This window comes from Streptomyces sp. NBC_01233 (assembly GCF_035989305.1).
In the GTDB taxonomy this organism is placed as follows: domain Bacteria; phylum Actinomycetota; class Actinomycetes; order Streptomycetales; family Streptomycetaceae; genus Streptomyces.
The window spans coordinates 8102602-8117633 of record NZ_CP108514.1; the positions used below are offsets into that span (position 1 = coordinate 8102602).

Below are 15032 nucleotides of genomic sequence, written 5' to 3' on the forward strand. Positions count from 1 at the left end.
CACGGCACCCTAGCCCGCGTCCTCAGGAGCGCAGCAGCCGGGCGAGGGCCCGCCCGAAGAGGAACCGGCCCGCCGCCGCGACCACGGGGTCCAGGGCGCGGGGGAGGCCGCGCAGGCGCAGTTCCTCACGCCAGTGGACCTCCGTGCCGCCCGAGGCGAGGGGCCGGGTCTCGATCTCCGCCCAGCCCGTCACCGACCGGCCGCGCTTCTCCAGCCGGACCAGCCCCGGCGAGCCCTCCGCCGGGGGCTGCCACAGCACGACCTCCATGGGATCGTCGAAAGTGATCCTGCCCACACCCGTGCGCGCGGTGAAGATCGTTCCGGCGTGCGTCGGGGGCGCGGTGTCGATGATCGTCCGCGTGAAGGGGACCTGTGCGCCGTGGCGCTCCCAGTCGGTGAGCCGCAGCCAGGTCTCGGCGGGCGGCCGGGACGTACGGTGAACGATCCGGATACCGGGCATGAGCGCATGGTAATCGGGCATACACACCGTGAACTGGGCGGCGGATATGGGTTCCGCCCGGGGGTGGCGATCAGCAATACTCACCAGCCACCGTGGATCGCGGAATCGACCGGGTGACCACCGGCCCTCCCGCCCCACTTTGCGAGGAGGTGCGCCATGTGCTCCCACCAGCCACCCTGCCCATCCGCCGACAGCGCCGATCACGACGCCGCCCGCATCGTGGCCTCCCGCCCCGAACAGGGCTGGAGCCTGCTGTGCAACGGGGTCGTGATCTTCGACGACACCGGTGAACTGCTCCCCGACAGCCGCACGGTGGAACCCCGCCGCCCGGCCCTGGTCTGAGCGAGGAGGCAGCATGCGCCAGCAGCTGATCCGCAAGCCCGTCCCCAAGCCCGCCCCCCGAGACCTGGACCTGCGCACACCGTCGGGCAGACCCCTCCCGTACTGACGGGAGCCCCGACGAAGCCGATCCAGTACGCACAGCGTCCACCGGCCGCTGCTCAGCCGGTGGACGTCGCCGCGCCGCCCAGGAACGCCGTCTCGTACGCGGCGTCGCCGATCGCGGCCCGGGCCTGCCGCTCGCCCTGGTCCCGCAGGGCCGTCAGCGAGGGCGAGCCCATCTGAGGCCGGCCCACCGTGCGCCACCAGGCGTGCCCGGTGCCCAGCAGCCGCGCCGCCAGTTCCCCGTCGCCCAGCCCGGCCACCGCCGCGGCCAGCAGGTCCAGGCCCAGCGCGATGCCGAAGCGGTCGCCCAGCAGCCGTTTGCCGGACAGCATCGCCCGTACGTGCCGGGCCGCCTCCCCGTGGTCGCCCAGGCCCAGTGCGGCCACCGCCAGGATGTAGTCCGCGTACGCCCGCAGCCAGCGCTCGCCGAGCTCCGCGCACGCCTCCCGCAGGGCCCGTGCCTCGTCGGTCGCCTCCTCGAACCGCCCCTGGTCGCACAGGGCGTAGCCGGTGGCCAGCTTGCACAGCAGCCAGCCCGGACCGCTCGTCCGCCCGCCGTGGCCCGCCCTGGCCCGTGGGCCGGCCAGCCCCAGGGCCCGGACGGGGTCGCCGGGCATGAGGACCGCCACCGCCTGCAGATAGGCCGCGCGCAGCTCCCGCTCGGGGTCGGCGAGCCGGGCCGCGTCCTGCGTGCACTCCTCGGCGATCCGCCCGGCCGCGTCCATGTCGCCCTGGAGCAGCAGCGTGAGCCCGAGGGCCCACTGGGCCTGGTTGTACGCGGCCCCCGTGGGCGGATCGGCCCGCAGCGCCCGTTCCAGGAAGCCCCGGCCCTCGTGCACGTGCCCGCAGGCGAACCAGTAGAACCACAGCGCCCCGGCCATCTCCAGGGCCGCCGTCGGGTCGGCGGTGAGCAGGTGCTCCAGGGCCGTACGCAACTGCGCGTGCTCGGCGGTGATCCTGCGGTACCAGTCCACCTGCCCCGGGCCGAGCCAGCCCCGGTCGGCGGCCTGGGAGAGCGCCGCGTACCAGTGGGCGTGGCGATCGCTCACGAGCCGCGCCTCGCCGAGCTCGCCCAGCCAGTCGTGCCCGTACTCGCGGATCGTGTCGAGCATCCGGTAGCGGGCGCCGGCCCCCCGCTCGTCGGAGCGCAGGACCACCGACTTGGCGGCCAGTCCCGCCAGGACCCGCTCCACCCGGGCGGCGGGCAGCGGGCCGCCGGCACAGACCGCGCGGGCCGCGGCCACGTCGAAGTCGCCGGTGAAGACGGAGAGCCGGGCCCACAGCAGCCGTTCCAGCGGCGCGCACAGTTCGTGGCTCCAGCCGATCGTGGTCCGCATCGTCTGGTGCCGGGTCGGCACGGCGGCCCGGACGCCCGACAGCACCTCGAAGCGCTCGCCGATCCGCTCGGCCGTCTGCTCCAGGGTCCACAACCGCAGCCGGGCGCCCGCGAGTTCCAGTGCGAGCGGGATGCCGTCCAGGCGCCGGCACACCTTGGCCGCGAGCGCGGTCCGTACGGGATCGGTGAAGACGGCCTCCGCCTGCGGGGTCGCGGAGAGGGCGCGGGCCCGGAAGAGGGCGAGGGCGTCGCTGTCGGGTCCCTCGCAGGGCAGCGGCCGCACTTCGACGACCTCCTCGGTCGGGCTGCCGAGCGGCTCACGGGAGGTGATCAGGATTGTCAGCCCCGGTGCGGACTGCAGGAGTTCGCCGACCAGGTGGCGGCAGGCGGCCACCAGGTGCTCGCACGTGTCCAGGACCAGGAGGAGCCGCCGGTCGGCCATCCACGCGCACAACTCCTCGTCGAGCGGGCGCGGGGAGTGGTCGGCGAGGCCGACGGCGTGCGCGACGGTCGCGGTGAGCAGGCCGGGATCGCGCAGCGGCGACAGTTCCACCCACCAGACGCCGTCGGGCCGGAGCTGGCGGGGACCGGCGACGGCCCGCAGGGCGAGCCGGGACTTGCCGACCCCGCCCACCCCCGTGAGCGTGATCAGCCTCCGCTCATGCAACAGGTCGCCGAGGAGCCGGAGTTCGCGTTCCCGCCCTACGAAGCTGGCCGGTTCCGGAGGCAGGTTCCCCGGCGCGCAGGAACCCGGAGGGGGGTCGTCGTCCGCGGATTCTGCCTGATTGTCATTGACCGAGTACTCACCGAACACGGATGTATTGTGCGTGATCTTCTTATCCGACCGTGCCGTTCGGGCCGGATCGGTGCCGTAATTTCACGCCACGAGGGTGATCCGCCGCTCCGCGGAGAAGGCGCCCCAGTTGCCGTCGGGCAGCCTGGCCCGCAGTTTCACGGCCCATTCGGTGCCGGTCGGCTCCGCCACCGTGAGCCGGTGCTCCACCCGGCCGCTGGGCACGGCGCCCGCACCGAACTGGATGACGGTCGTGGCGCGTCCGTTGACGTACAGCTCGCACTCGGTGGTCGCGCGGCCCGTGTCCGGTGCGGTCCAGGTGAGCGTGACCGCCCCCGGTGAGGCGGCCGCGCCGAACTCGGCGGGGGCGGTGCCCGGCCCGTCGCCGGAGGCGGGCGGGGTCGTCACGTCGACCGCCGGCCCGTCGGGGGAGGAGTTGTCGGCCCCGTCCCGGGCCCGGACGGTGAAGGTGTAGACGGTGTCGGGCCGGAGGCCGCTCAGCACGGTGCCGCTCTCGCCGGGGCCGGCGGTGTGGATCCGGACGCCGCCCTGGTAGACGTCGTACGCCGTCACGCCCGTGTCGTCCGTCGCCGCCGTCCAGGACAGCGCGGCGGCCCGGGGCCCGGTCGCGCGACCGGTGGTCGTGGCCGGGGCGGTGGGTGCCGTGCGGTCCTCGGCCTTGGCCGCAGGGGTGGTCGCCCGGGCGGCCGGGGCGGGTTCGGAGAGGTTCCCGGCGGCGTCCTCGGCCCGGACCGTGAAGGCGTAACCGGTCTGCGGGGCGAGGCCGGTGACGTCCACCATGGTGGTCCCGGACGGGAGTTCGCGGACCAGCCGGTCCCCTTCGAAGACCCGGTAGCCGGTCACCCCGTCCCGGTCCGCCGCCGCGTTCCACATGACGTGCACGGTGGTGGCGCTGCCCGCTTGAGCGGTGAGTCCGGCCGGGGCGGGCGGGGGTTCGGTGTCGGGCGAGGTGCACGCGGTCAGGCCCGTGAAGCCGGTGAGGGCCAGGCAGAGGGCGAGCGTGGGGGCGGCTCTGCGTCGCACGGGGTGCCTTCCTCCGCTGCCGTAAAGGTCTAGACATATATGGCACGGCCGGAGCGGCCCCGGCAAGACCCCTGCGCCCGGCCATCGGCGATGTGTCCCGGTTCGTCTTCTTCCGATCCTGTCCGGCACTATTGCTAGCTCTTTGCAATAGCGGATGATTTTGAACAGGGATGTGCAGAGCATGACGGCCCGGACGGTACGGGGAGCGGCCAGGGCGACCCTGGCCGCCGCACTCATCACGGGCGTGGCGGCGTGTTCCCGCCCCGGCGCCACCGGCGCGGGCGGCGCCGACTCGGTGGTGGTCGGCATAGCGACCGAGCCGGAGAGCCTCAGCCCGCTGCTGGGCTCGTCAAGAACCCCGGCTACGTCTTCCTCACCCACATCGACCACCTGTACGTCGTGAACGACCGCTGGGAGGGGCTCACCACCCAGGTCGAGCCGCACGACCACGGCCTCGGCTCCGGCCCCTGGTGGAACGTGGAGAGCTGGAAGCCGAGGGACAGGTGAGCCTCCCCTGGGGGCCGATGGCGCGCATGGCGGGGCGGCGGACGCTCCTCGCCGCCCCGGTCCTCCTCGCCGTCACCTTCGGTGTCTTCGCCGTCGCCGCGCTGTCCCCCTTCGACCCCGTGAAGGCCTACGCCGGCACCGCGGGGCTCACCGCCTCGCAGGCCGAACTCGACCGGCTCCGTGCCAACCTCGGCGTCGACCGGGCGCTGGTCCCGCGCTGGTGGGACTGGCTCACCTCGGCGGTCACCGGCGACCTCGGGACCTCGTCCGTCATGCGCCAGCCCGTCGCCGACGTCATCGGGGAGCGGGTCGGCCTCGGCGCGGACCTGCTCGCCCGGCGTCCCCACGAGGTCAGCGACGGCCAGCTGCAACGCGCCTGCCTGGCACGGGCATTGGTGCTGCGGCCGCGCTGGCTGGTGTGCGACGAGATGACCGCGATGCTGGACGCCTCCACCGCCGCGGCCCTGGTCGCGGTCGTCGAGGAGTACCGCGCCGAGAGCGGGGCCGGACTCCTTGCGGTCGGCCACGATCCGGTGCTGCTCGGCCGCTGGTGCGGTCGCACGACCCACTGGAGCGAGATCGTCAAGGACTGACCGCCCGTCACGGACGGTCAACACCCGTACGGCGGACACGTGTTTCGCCCGAAGGCACCCCCTCCTGCGCCACCATGACGGCGAGTAAGGAGGTTTCGATGGTGATTTCCCTCTCCGTGGTCGTCCTGCTCCTCATCCTCGCCTGGATCTTCCTGCGCAGCGGCGGGCTCAAGTTCTCGCACGCGCTGGTCTGCGCACTGCTCGGCTTCTACCTCGCGAGCAGCAGCATGGCCGCGACCATCCACAACGGACTGACGGCCACCGCGAACGTGGTCTCCAGTCTCCACCCCTGACCTTGATCCACTGTTGCGCCTTCGTGAATCATCCGGCGCATCCATGGACTCCTCGGGCACTGCGATCTAGCGTCTGGCCGCGGCGCGATGTCAGACGCAATGTCAACAAGACCGAAGAGGCAGGGAGGAAGTCCGGATGTCCCGAAGAGCGCTGAACTGCGCCGTGGTGCCGGTCGTCGCCGCCTTCACGGTGATGTACGGCGGCTCGCCGGCCCAGGCCGAGGAGATACCCAAGGCCCCCGGCCACCGCCTGATCAGCCACTACGACGGCAGCCCCGCGGCCGCCGTTCCGCTGCCCGGCGAGGCGCTGCCGCAGCATCCCCACCTCGCGCCCAACGGCCGCAGCGGCATGCACTCCGACGCGGCGGGCAGCGCCACGGTCCCCTGGTCGGGGCCGCTCGGCAAGAACCTGCAGGTGACCAGCGAGAAGATCGCCGCGCTGGGCGGCGAATGCGCCACCGCCACCTTCGACGCGGGCGGCCGCCTCGTCACGGTGTGCGGCACCTTCTCGGGCTTCAAGGTCAAGCTCCTGGAGCCGCGAACGCTCGCCACGCTCGCGGAGTACCAGCTCCCGCAGCGCTCTTCGGCGGTCGAGGCGATCACCTCGCTCGACTTCGCGAAGATCTTCAAGGACACCTCGGGCGGCCCCTACTTCTACCTGGACGACCAGGACCGGGCCGTGCTGGCCGACTCCCGCCAGCACATCCTGCGCCTCGCACACTCCTGGACCCCTGACGAATCAGGCGGGAGCTGGAAGTTCACGGTCGACGACGACTGGGACCTCACCGGCCAGGTCCCGCACGACTGCGTGACCTGGACCAACCTGCGGCCCAGCGGCACCTGTGACCCGGTCACCTCCGTGATGCCCGACTGGGACGGCCGCATCTGGTGGGTCACCCGCCAGGGCCGGGTCGGCACCGTGGACCCGGCGACCTCGCAGATCCGCTCCGTCCGGCTGCCGGGCGAGGAGATACAGAACTCCTTCTCGGTCGCCGAGGACGGCGTCTCCATCGTCTCCGACCACGCGCTCTACGGCTTCCGCGCCGCCGCCGACGGCACCCCCGAGGTGCAGTGGCGCCAGACGTACGACCGCGGGACCGCCGCCAAGCCCGGATCCGTCAACCAGGGTTCGGGAACCACCCCGGACCTCTTCGGCAACGGCTACGTCGCCATCACCGACAACGCCGACGACCGGATGAACGTCCTGGTCTACAAGCGGGGCACGGACGTCCCGGCCGACCGGCGGCTGGTCTGCAAGGTGCCGGTGTTCGGCTCCGGTGCCTCGACCACCGACAACTCCCTGATCACCTGGGGCAACAGCATCGTCGTCGAGAACAACCACGGCTACGAGAACCCCACCACCCTCCTGCTGGGGAAGTCGGTCGTGGGCGGCGTGACCCGCATCGACGTCCGGGCCGACGGCAGCGGCTGCCACACGGTGTGGGAGAGCGCGATCCGGGCTCCCTCCGTGGTCCCGAAGCTCTCGACCGCGAACGGGCTGCTCTACTTCTACGAGAAGGAGCCCAACTTCTGGGGCATCGACGGCTGGTACCTCACGGCCGTGGACTTCCGCACCGGTGAACGCCGCTGGCGACAGCTGACCGGAACCGGCCCGCTCTACGACAACAACTGGGCCCCGATCACCCTCGGCCCCGACGGCACCGCGTACGTCGGCGTCTTCAACGGCATCATCGCGGTCCGCGACAGCTGACGCCGGGGGACCGGCGGCAGGGGAGGACCGACGCGCATCCGACCGCTTCCGGTCAGGACCGGTCCGGCGCTCGACCGAGCGCGTGAGCCGCCCGCAGTGCGGACGTTCCGCGGTGGGCGGCTCACGCACGTCCGGGCCCGGCCCCGCGGTCAGGAACCGGCCGGATCTCGCCATCCGGCCGACGAGTTGAGCGGGGACAACAGAGCGCCCAGGCCGACGAGCAGACGCAGCCCGCCCGCGATCGCGATGATCAGGTACATGTTGTGCCACCGCTGCTCCAGCACACCGCCCAGCACCGAGGCGACCGGGATCGACATGAAGGCGATCATCCGGGTGGTCGCCACCACCCGGCCCAGCATCTGCGCGGGCACGGTGCGCTGGCGCAGGACGAACCAGCTCACCATGTTCACGGTGCCGATGCCGTAGATCAGCGCCCAGAGCAGGGAGATGCAGACGACGTCCCGCAGCGGGATCAGCAGGACGATCCCGGCGCCGGCGAGCACCGTCCCCGCGATGACGACCCGGCCGGGCGCGAGACGGCGGCCCAGCCACGGGCAGGCGGCGGCCCCCAGCACCGCTCCCGCGCCCTGCGCGGCGAAGACCACCCCGACCAGGGCGGGCGACATCGCCTGGTAGTCGCTCAGGTAGTAGACGAGGTTGGCCTGCACCAGCCAGGTGCCCAGGTTGGCGAGGGCGAACAGGACCGCCCCGCTGAGCAGGGGCCGGTTGTCCCGGACGATGTGGACCAGGGAGTCCCTCACCTCCGCCCGCAGGTCGCGGCGTACCGGCTCCGCCGACCGCGCGGCGGGCGGCTCCGACCGGGTTCTGACGGCCAGCACGGCCAGGGCCGACACCGCGAACGTGCCCGCGTCCGCCCAGATCGCGCCCTCGTAGCCGACGGCCGCGACGAGCACGCCGGCCACGGCGGGGCCGGCGAGGCCCATCACGTTGTCGCCCATCTGCATCCAGGCGTTGGCGCGCTCCAGTTCCTCGTTGCGGACCAGGTCCGGGACCATCCCCTGGAAGGCCGGGTAGTACAGCGGTTCCACGCACGCGAGCAGGAACGCCGCCAGGTAGACCAGCAGCACCGAGGAGGACCCCGACGTCACGATGAGCGCGAGGATCCCCGCGAGGACCGTCGCCGTCAGGTCGCCCACGACCAGGATCCGCCGCCGCTCGAGCCGGTCGGCGATCACGCCGCCCGGCAGCGAGAGCAACAGCAGCGGCGCGTACTCCAGTGCGTACACCACCGCGGTGTTCAGCGCCGACCCGGTCAGCTCGAACACCATCAGCGGCAGCGCCAGCCGGTAGATCCAGTTGCCGAGTCCGGACACGACGAAGGCGAACAGCAGCAGCTCGTACGGTGCGCCGAGCCGCCGTTTCGCGAGCGCCGCGCGGACGTCCGTACTCAAGTGAAGGTCCACCCGGTGTCCGTGCGCAGGGCGTCGGCCGGGCGCGGCTCCCCCGCGTGGCGGCCCGGCGTGCCGGTCGGAGACGTTCCGTGCGGCATTGCTGTGTTCCTCCTGGACGTGGTGCACGGCCGGGGCGGTCCCTTTCGGGCACGGTGATCCGGCTGACCGATTCTTCTGTCTGCGATGACTCGTGGGTGAATCGACGGTTCTGAATTGAGTGCACGTCGGCATGCTCAAAGGACCGGTGTTCGATGTTAATCATTCCGGGCCGAATGCGCCTCCTCGTGTGACTCAGTCCACTGCTGGAGTGAATGCCGATCGGATTGCCGCCGGGGAACTTCGTCGAAATTGGGCGTTGACAAGCGGTCCTAATGTGACGGCCGGCCCGTCGCATATGAGCCGAACCTGCCGGTGAGGCTCGGATTTTGACTGAAAATCGGCCTTCTTCGCCGATCAAGTCGCTGACAGGGCGATGCTTTTCAGTCATCGGGCCAGGTGATCACCCTCACGTCGATTCCGTTATTGCCAGGACTTTCCTGCTGGTACGTTGATCGGAACACCCCGGTCGCAAAGCCGTTCACGAGAGTGGCTCTACTTGAAAAGCGGGCTCGGGAATCCAGGGCCCCCGGGAGGCGTCATGCCCCACAAGGTGATTCTGGCGCTTCTTGCGATCGGCTCCTTTGCCGTCGGCACCGACGGATTTGTCATCAGCGGTATTCTTCCGCGCATCGCCGGTGAACTGGACGTGTCCGAACCGGTGGCCGGACAGCTCGTCACGGCCTTCGCGCTCAGCTACGCGATCAGCGCGCCGGTCCTGATGACCCTGACCGCCGGCCTGTCCCGGCGCGTCATGCTGCGCGGCTCGATGCCGGCCTTCCTGCTCGCCAACGTGCTGGGCGCGCTCGCCCCCACCTACGGGGTGCTGATGGGGGCCAGGATCCTGGCCGGGATCAGTGCCGCCCTCTACATGAACACCGCCGCGGCCACCGCCACGGCACTCGCGGGGGAGCGGTACCGGGGCCGGGCGGTGTCGCTGATCATCGGCGGGCTCACGGTGGCCACGGCGCTCGGTGTGCCCGGCGGCACGCTGGTCGGGCAACTCGGCAGCTGGCGCCTGACGTTGGCACTCGTCGTGGTGCTGGCCCTGCCCGTGTTCATCGGCCTGTTCCTGGTGCTGCCCGCAGTGCCGCAGCCACCGGTGGTCAGCATGCGCGACCGGGTGCGGATCGGCGCGCAGCGTCCGGTCCTGCTGGCCGTCCTGGCCAACCTGTTCGCGGTGGCGGGCTGCTTCACCGTCTTCACCTACCTGGCGGCCTTCACCCGTGCCACCACGGGCATGGACGACGCCGGCGTGAGCGTCGTCCTGCTGGTGTTCGGTGTCGCCGGCGCGGTCGGCAACGCGGTCGGCGGCCGGCTCAGCGACCGCATCGGGGCGGAACGCACCTTCACCGCCTCGGTGTCGGGCGTCACGGCGGCCATGGCGCTGTTGGCGGTACTGGCGAGCTGCTTCGCCTCCGAGTCGGCTGCCGTGGCGGCGGTCTTCCTCGCCGCCACGGCAGCCTGGGGAACGGTCTACTGGGCCGAACCCCCCACCGCCATCCACCGCGTACTGGACCTGGCCCCCACGGCCCCGAGCGTGGCCATCTCCGTCAACAGCTCCGCGTCGTACCTCGGTGTGGCCCTGGGCGGTGCGGTCGGCGGGGCGGTGCTCGACCGGCTCTCGCCGGCCGCCCTCGCGTGGGCGGGCGGGTGCCTGGAGCTGGTCGCCCTGGCCCTGGTCGTCCTGTCGAGGGTTTCCGCAGGCCGGGGGCGTCGGGCCGAGGCGCCCGCCCGTGCGCGGCCGGAGCCCGTGCGCGAGGGCTGACCCCAGTGGCCTGCGGCCTGCGGCTTTCCGGCGCCGAGTCCGCGTCCCGGGACGCGACCTCGGCCTCGGCTCCGCACGTGACCGTGCCGGTGAACGAACGGCAGGGCCGCATGCGCCCTCGACCGCGGCTCGTGGCCGGGAGACCGGGCCGGTCGGATCACTCCCGCAACCGCCCGATCGCCGCCAGCCGCGCCCCGACGTCCAGGTTCCACAGCCGTACGGTGCCGTCGGTGCTGCTGCTGGCCACCGTCCGCCCGTCGGGGGCGAAGACCACGCCCCACACCGCGCTCGCATGGCCGGACAGCACGGCCACCGTCCGGCGTCCGGCCACGTCCCACAGTCGCACCGTACGGTCGTTGCCGCTGCTCGCCAGCGTGCGCCCGTCGGGGGAGAAGGCGATGCCCCGCGCGGAGCCGGTGTGGCCGGACAGCGCCACCCGGAAGCGGTGGCGGTGCGCGTCCCACAGCCGTACGGTGCCGTCGTTGCCGCTGCTGGCGAGGGTCCGCCCGTCCGGGCTGAAGGCGACCCCGCGGACCGCACCCGTGTGCCCGGTGAGGGCGGCCAGCGGGCGCCGCCCGGCCACGTCCCAGAGACGGACCGTCAGATCGTCGCCGGCGCTCGCCAGGGTGCGCCCGTCGGGGCTGAACGCCACGTCGTTGGCGAAGTCCGTATGCCCGGCGAGCGTGGCGAGCGGGCGGCGCGCCACGACGTCCCACAGCCGTACGGTGCCGTCCGAGCCGGCCGAGGCGAGCGTCCGCCCGTCGGGGGAGAAGGCCACCGAGAAGACGGTCCCGCCCAGCCCGGCGAGCGTGGCGGACGGCCCGCCCGCCACGACGTCCCACAGCCGTACGGTGCCGTCCGAGCCGGCCGAGGCCAGGGTCCGCCCGTCGGGGGAGAAGGCCACCGAGAACACCGTCTCGCTGTGACCCTCGAAAGTGGCCAGCACCCGGCGCCCGGCCACGTCCCACAGCCGGACCGTGTGATCCGCCTCCGCGGTGGCCAGCAGCTTTCCGTCCGGGCTGTACGCGGCGTGCCAGATCTCCGAGAACGGCCGCGAGGCCAGCACCGCGCCCCGCAGGTCCCACAGCACCACCGACTGGTCGAAACCGGCGGTGGCCAGCATCGCGCCGCGCTGGTCCACGGCCACCCCGAGCACGTAGTCCGTGTGCCCGGCGAGCGTCGCCGTCAGCCGGCCGCCGGCCACGTCCCACAGCCGGGTCGTCCCGTCGCCGCCCGCGCTGACGACGGTCGTTCCGTCCGGGGTGTAGGCGACGCCGTTGACGTCGTCGCTGTGCCCGGCCAGCGTCGCGGCCGTGCGCCGGCCGGCCACGTCCCACAGGCGTACGGTCCGGTCGACGCCTCCCGTGGCGACCGTGCGGCCGTCCGGGGCGAACGCCGCCCCCAGCACCTCGTCGGTGTGCCCGGTGAGCACGGCCAGCGGACGCGCGTCCACCGGATCCCACAGCCGTACGGTCCGGTCGGCGCCGGCCGAGACCAGCGTCCGGCCGTCCGCGGCGTACGCGAGGGCGTTGACCCGCCCGGTGTGGCCCGCGAGGGACGCGACGGCCCGGTGGTCCCCGGCGGTCTCCCACAGCCGGACCGTCCCGTCGGCGCCGGCGACCGCCAGCGTCCGCCCGTCGGGGGCGAAGGCCACGGCCCGGGCACCCTCCGTACTCGCGGGGAGCACTCCCGTCGCACGGTGGCCCACGGTGTCCCAGAGGCGCGCCGGCCCGTCCGTGGAGGCGGCCGCGAGGGTCCGCCCGTCCGGGCTCACGGCGACCGCGCGGACCCGTCCGGGCATGGTGAAGGTCGCGAGGGTGCGGCGGTCGGCCACCCCCCGCAGGGTCACCGTGCCGTCGGAACTGGCCGTCGCCAGCCAGCCGTTGCCCGGCGAGAAGGCCACCGCGTTGACCGGCCCGCCGTGCCCGCCCAGGCGGGCGATGAACGGCTGGGACTGGGTGCTCAGCAGGGCGCCCCGGGCCTCGCTCGTGGGCGCGGTCCGGTAGGCCTCCCCGGCGAGCAGCATCGACGCCTCCGGCTGGCCGGCGGCCAGCGCCGCCGACTGCAGGGCGAGCGCCCGCGAACGGGCGACGCGCTCCTGGCCGAGTGCGCCCGCGCGCTGCTGGTAGGCCAGGCCGCCGGCGCCCACCGCGAGCACCAGCAGGACGACGAGCGTGGCCAGCATCCGCTGCCGCAGCCGCACCTGGCGCCCGGCCTGCCGCTCGCGGCTGTCGTGCGCCTCCTGGCCGGCCCGCAGGAAGGCGGCCTCCAGGGGGCCGAGCCGGCTCCGGCCGTCGAGCTCGTCGGCCCAGGAGCGTGCGGTGTCCAGCCGGGTCCCGCGGTAGAGCGCCGACGGGTCCCGGCCCTCGCGCTCCCATTCGGCGGCGGCGTGGGCCAGCTGCTGGTGGATCAGGAGCCCGGCCCGGTCGGCGTGGATCCAGCCGCGCAGCCGTGGCCAGGCGTGCAGCAGGGCCTCGTGGGTGATCTCGACGGTGTCGCTGTCCATGGTGATCAGACGGGCCCGTACGAAGGCGTCGAGCGCGGCCGCGGCGGGGCCCGCGTCGGCCAGTTGGTCCATCAGCGCGGTCCGGCTCATCCGCCGCCGCGCCGCCCCCGTGCCGTCGGCCACGTGCACCAGCCGTACCAGGACGCGGCGCAGCGTGTTCTGCTCGGCCGGGTAGAGGCGGGCGAACACCTCTTCGGCCGTGCGGGCGATCGCCCCCTGGATGCCGCCGGTGCGCTCGTACCCGGCGACGGTCAGCGTGGAGCCCTCGCGCTGCCGCCAGGTGGCCATCAGCGCGTGGGAGACCAGGGGCAGCGCACCGGAGGGCGTACGGTCCGGCGGGTCGTCGCGCAGGCCGACATCGCGCAGCAGCAGCGGGACCAGGCCCGGTTCGAGGGTGAGGCCGGCGCGTTCGGCGGGCCGGGTGATCGATTCCCGGAGCTCCGCGAGGGACATCGGGGGCAGTACGAACAGCCCGCCGGTGAAGACCGGGGCCAGCTCCGGAAGGTCCAGACAGTTCCCGGAGAAGTCCGCCCGTACGCCGAGCACCACGACGGCGGGGTCGTGCCCGGCGGGCGGCGCCGGACCGGAGGCGGCCAGGGCGCAGAGCACCCGGACGAACGCGCGCCGCTCGTCCTCGTCGGAGCAGAGCGTGAACAGCTCCTCGAACTGGTCGACGAGCAGCACCGGCCGGGGCGGAGGCGGCCGCCGGTCCCCGGAACCGGACGGCAGCCGCTGCGACAGCCGGTGGACGGCTTCGAGCAGCGCGTGCGGGTGGTCCCGCAACTCCCGTGCCGTGATGCCGAGATCGCTGCCCAGGACCTTCGCGGCGCAGTCCAGCAGCTCCTCCAGCGGATGCGCGGTGGGAGTGAACCGCATCACCGGCCACGTGTCGGCGCCGGGCATCGGGAAGCCGCCGCCGCGCCGCAACGCCGGTACGAGACCTGCGTTGAGCAGCGAGGACTTGCCCGCGCCCGACGGGGCGACCAGCATCAGCGGTGCGATGTCGACCCGCCCGAAGACCCGTTCGACCAGCTCGGCCGTCGCCCGCTCCCGGCCGAAGAACCACTCGGCCTCCCGCGCGGTGAAGGCCGGCAGACCGCGGTACGGACACGCTCCGTCCGTCGGCGGCCCGGCGTCGGCAGGGCCTTCGGCGCCGGCCTCGGGCGCTCCCGTCTCCCGGACCATCCGCAGCAGTTCACCTCCCGCCCGCAGTACGTCGTCGCAGCGCCGCGCGACGTCGACGGTGACGCGCTTCGAGCCGGTCTCGATCTTGCTGAGATAGCCCTTGCTGTAGTGCGTCTGCCGTGCGAGGTCCGCGAGGGACAGGCCGCGTTGCACCCGCAGACGTCTCAGCTGCGCAGGGAAGTGCACCGACGTGTCGTCGGACGCGTGCTGGTGATCGGTCTTCCGCCGGCGGTCCGGATCCCCCAAAACATCCCCCATGGCAATGCGCGCCCAGGCAGCGAGATGGCACTGCCCAGGCTACCGCGGGGGTACGACGGAAGACGGGATCCTCCAGCCGGTATGACCAGAACAGGAACCCCCGGAGCCGCCCGCGCGGCGGCTCCGGAAGCCCTCGCCGCGGGAGCGCTACCGGTTGAGGCGGATCGAGTTGATCGGCGTGAGGTCGGCGTAGACACCGGTCTTGGCGGCGATGGGGCTGCCGCAGCCCGCGCCGTTGGAGCCGGTGCACAGGTTTGCGGTCGCACCGCCGTACTGATTGTTGAGCACCCAGTGGTTCCCGAACTGGTTGCTCAGGTTGTGGGCCCCGTACGAGTAGAAGACGTGGGTCGGCTTGACGGCCGGGTTCTGGTTCTGAGGGTAGATGCAGACCGCCCCGTCCGGGCATCCGGCCCACGCGTCGACCGGCTTGGCCTCGACCGAACCGCTGAGCGCGAGGACGGCGGTGGCGGCGGTCGCGAGGGCGGCGGCGCCGCGGAACATCTTGCGCATGGTTTCTCCTGGTGGTTCTTGTCTCCTGCGGACGACTTCAGCCTGCCCCCGCCGGATGCGGCGGTCGACGGGTTGCCCGTTGCCCCTTGCCGGAGCCCCCGGGAAACCCCCTGCGA

Annotated in this window: 12 protein-coding genes and 1 pseudogene; 7 read left to right on the forward strand and 6 right to left on the reverse strand. The window is 73.0% G+C overall.

Translation table 11 applies throughout. The features are described from left to right. Positions 1 to 22: 22 nt before the first annotated feature. Positions 23 to 460: an SRPBCC family protein gene (locus tag OG332_RS38010; RefSeq protein ID WP_327417691.1), complete on the reverse strand. Its 438-nt coding sequence runs from the start codon at positions 458 to 460 to the stop codon at positions 23 to 25. 156 nt (positions 461 to 616) lie between these two features. Here OG332_RS38010 and OG332_RS38015 point away from each other — a divergent pair, with 156 nt between their 5' ends. Beyond that, positions 617 to 802 (forward strand): DUF5999 family protein, encoded by a 186-nt coding sequence (locus OG332_RS38015; protein WP_327417692.1) that lies wholly within the window; start codon positions 617 to 619, stop codon positions 800 to 802. A 158-nt stretch (positions 803 to 960) separates the two neighbouring features. Here the strand turns inward: OG332_RS38015 and OG332_RS38020 are convergent, their stop codons facing one another. Both OG332_RS38020 and OG332_RS38025 read right to left on the reverse strand, forming a co-directional pair. Then, a complete protein-coding gene (locus tag OG332_RS38020) occupies positions 961 to 3054 on the reverse strand; it encodes an ATP-binding protein (protein WP_327417693.1) in 2094 nt (697 codons plus the stop codon). 63 nt (positions 3055 to 3117) lie between these two features. Next, on the reverse strand, positions 3118 to 4077 hold the full coding sequence (locus OG332_RS38025) for a fibronectin type III domain-containing protein (RefSeq protein ID WP_327417694.1): 960 nt from the start codon (positions 4075 to 4077) through the stop codon (positions 3118 to 3120). Between the two features lie 181 nt (positions 4078 to 4258). On the opposite strand from OG332_RS38025, the gene OG332_RS38030 reads away from it, so the two are divergent. The 5 genes and pseudogenes from OG332_RS38030 (at position 4259) to OG332_RS38050 (ending at position 7181) form a co-directional block, all read left to right on the forward strand. Further along, positions 4259 to 4480, forward strand: coding sequence for a hypothetical protein (locus OG332_RS38030; RefSeq protein ID WP_327419590.1), 222 nt, complete (start codon positions 4259 to 4261; stop codon positions 4478 to 4480). Further along, positions 4423 to 4584: pseudogene (locus OG332_RS38035) on the forward strand (ABC transporter substrate-binding protein); the annotation flags it as partial. The gene OG332_RS38030 and the pseudogene OG332_RS38035, both read left to right, overlap by 58 nt. After that, positions 4581 to 5177 (forward strand): ATP-binding cassette domain-containing protein, encoded by a 597-nt coding sequence (locus tag OG332_RS38040; protein ID WP_442816269.1) that lies wholly within the window; start codon positions 4581 to 4583, stop codon positions 5175 to 5177. The pseudogene OG332_RS38035 and the gene OG332_RS38040, both read left to right, overlap by 4 nt. A 98-nt stretch (positions 5178 to 5275) precedes the next feature. After that, positions 5276 to 5470, forward strand: a complete 195-nt coding sequence (locus OG332_RS38045) for a hypothetical protein (RefSeq protein WP_314251510.1) — start codon at positions 5276 to 5278, stop codon at positions 5468 to 5470. Between the two features lie 136 nt (positions 5471 to 5606). Then, positions 5607 to 7181: a hypothetical protein gene (locus OG332_RS38050; protein ID WP_442816270.1), complete on the forward strand. Its 1575-nt coding sequence runs from the start codon at positions 5607 to 5609 to the stop codon at positions 7179 to 7181. A 149-nt stretch (positions 7182 to 7330) separates the two neighbouring features. On the opposite strand, the gene OG332_RS38055 is transcribed toward OG332_RS38050, so the two are convergent. Further along, complete coding sequence (locus tag OG332_RS38055) at positions 7331 to 8593, reverse strand: MFS transporter (protein ID WP_327417695.1); 1263 nt, start codon at positions 8591 to 8593, stop codon at positions 7331 to 7333. Between the two features lie 637 nt (positions 8594 to 9230). On the opposite strand from OG332_RS38055, the gene OG332_RS38060 reads away from it, so the two are divergent. Continuing rightward, positions 9231 to 10457: an MFS transporter gene (locus OG332_RS38060; RefSeq protein WP_327417696.1), complete on the forward strand. Its 1227-nt coding sequence runs from the start codon at positions 9231 to 9233 to the stop codon at positions 10455 to 10457. A 157-nt stretch (positions 10458 to 10614) separates the two neighbouring features. On the opposite strand, the gene OG332_RS38065 is transcribed toward OG332_RS38060, so the two are convergent. Beyond that, a complete protein-coding gene (locus OG332_RS38065) occupies positions 10615 to 14406 on the reverse strand; it encodes an nSTAND1 domain-containing NTPase (protein WP_327417697.1) in 3792 nt (1263 codons plus the stop codon). Positions 14407 to 14553: 147 nt separating this feature from the next. Next, positions 14554 to 14916 carry a hypothetical protein gene (locus OG332_RS38070; RefSeq protein WP_327417698.1) on the reverse strand — a complete coding sequence of 121 codons (363 nt, stop codon included), beginning with the start codon at positions 14914 to 14916 and terminating at the stop codon, positions 14554 to 14556. Positions 14917 to 15032 lie beyond the last annotated feature (116 nt).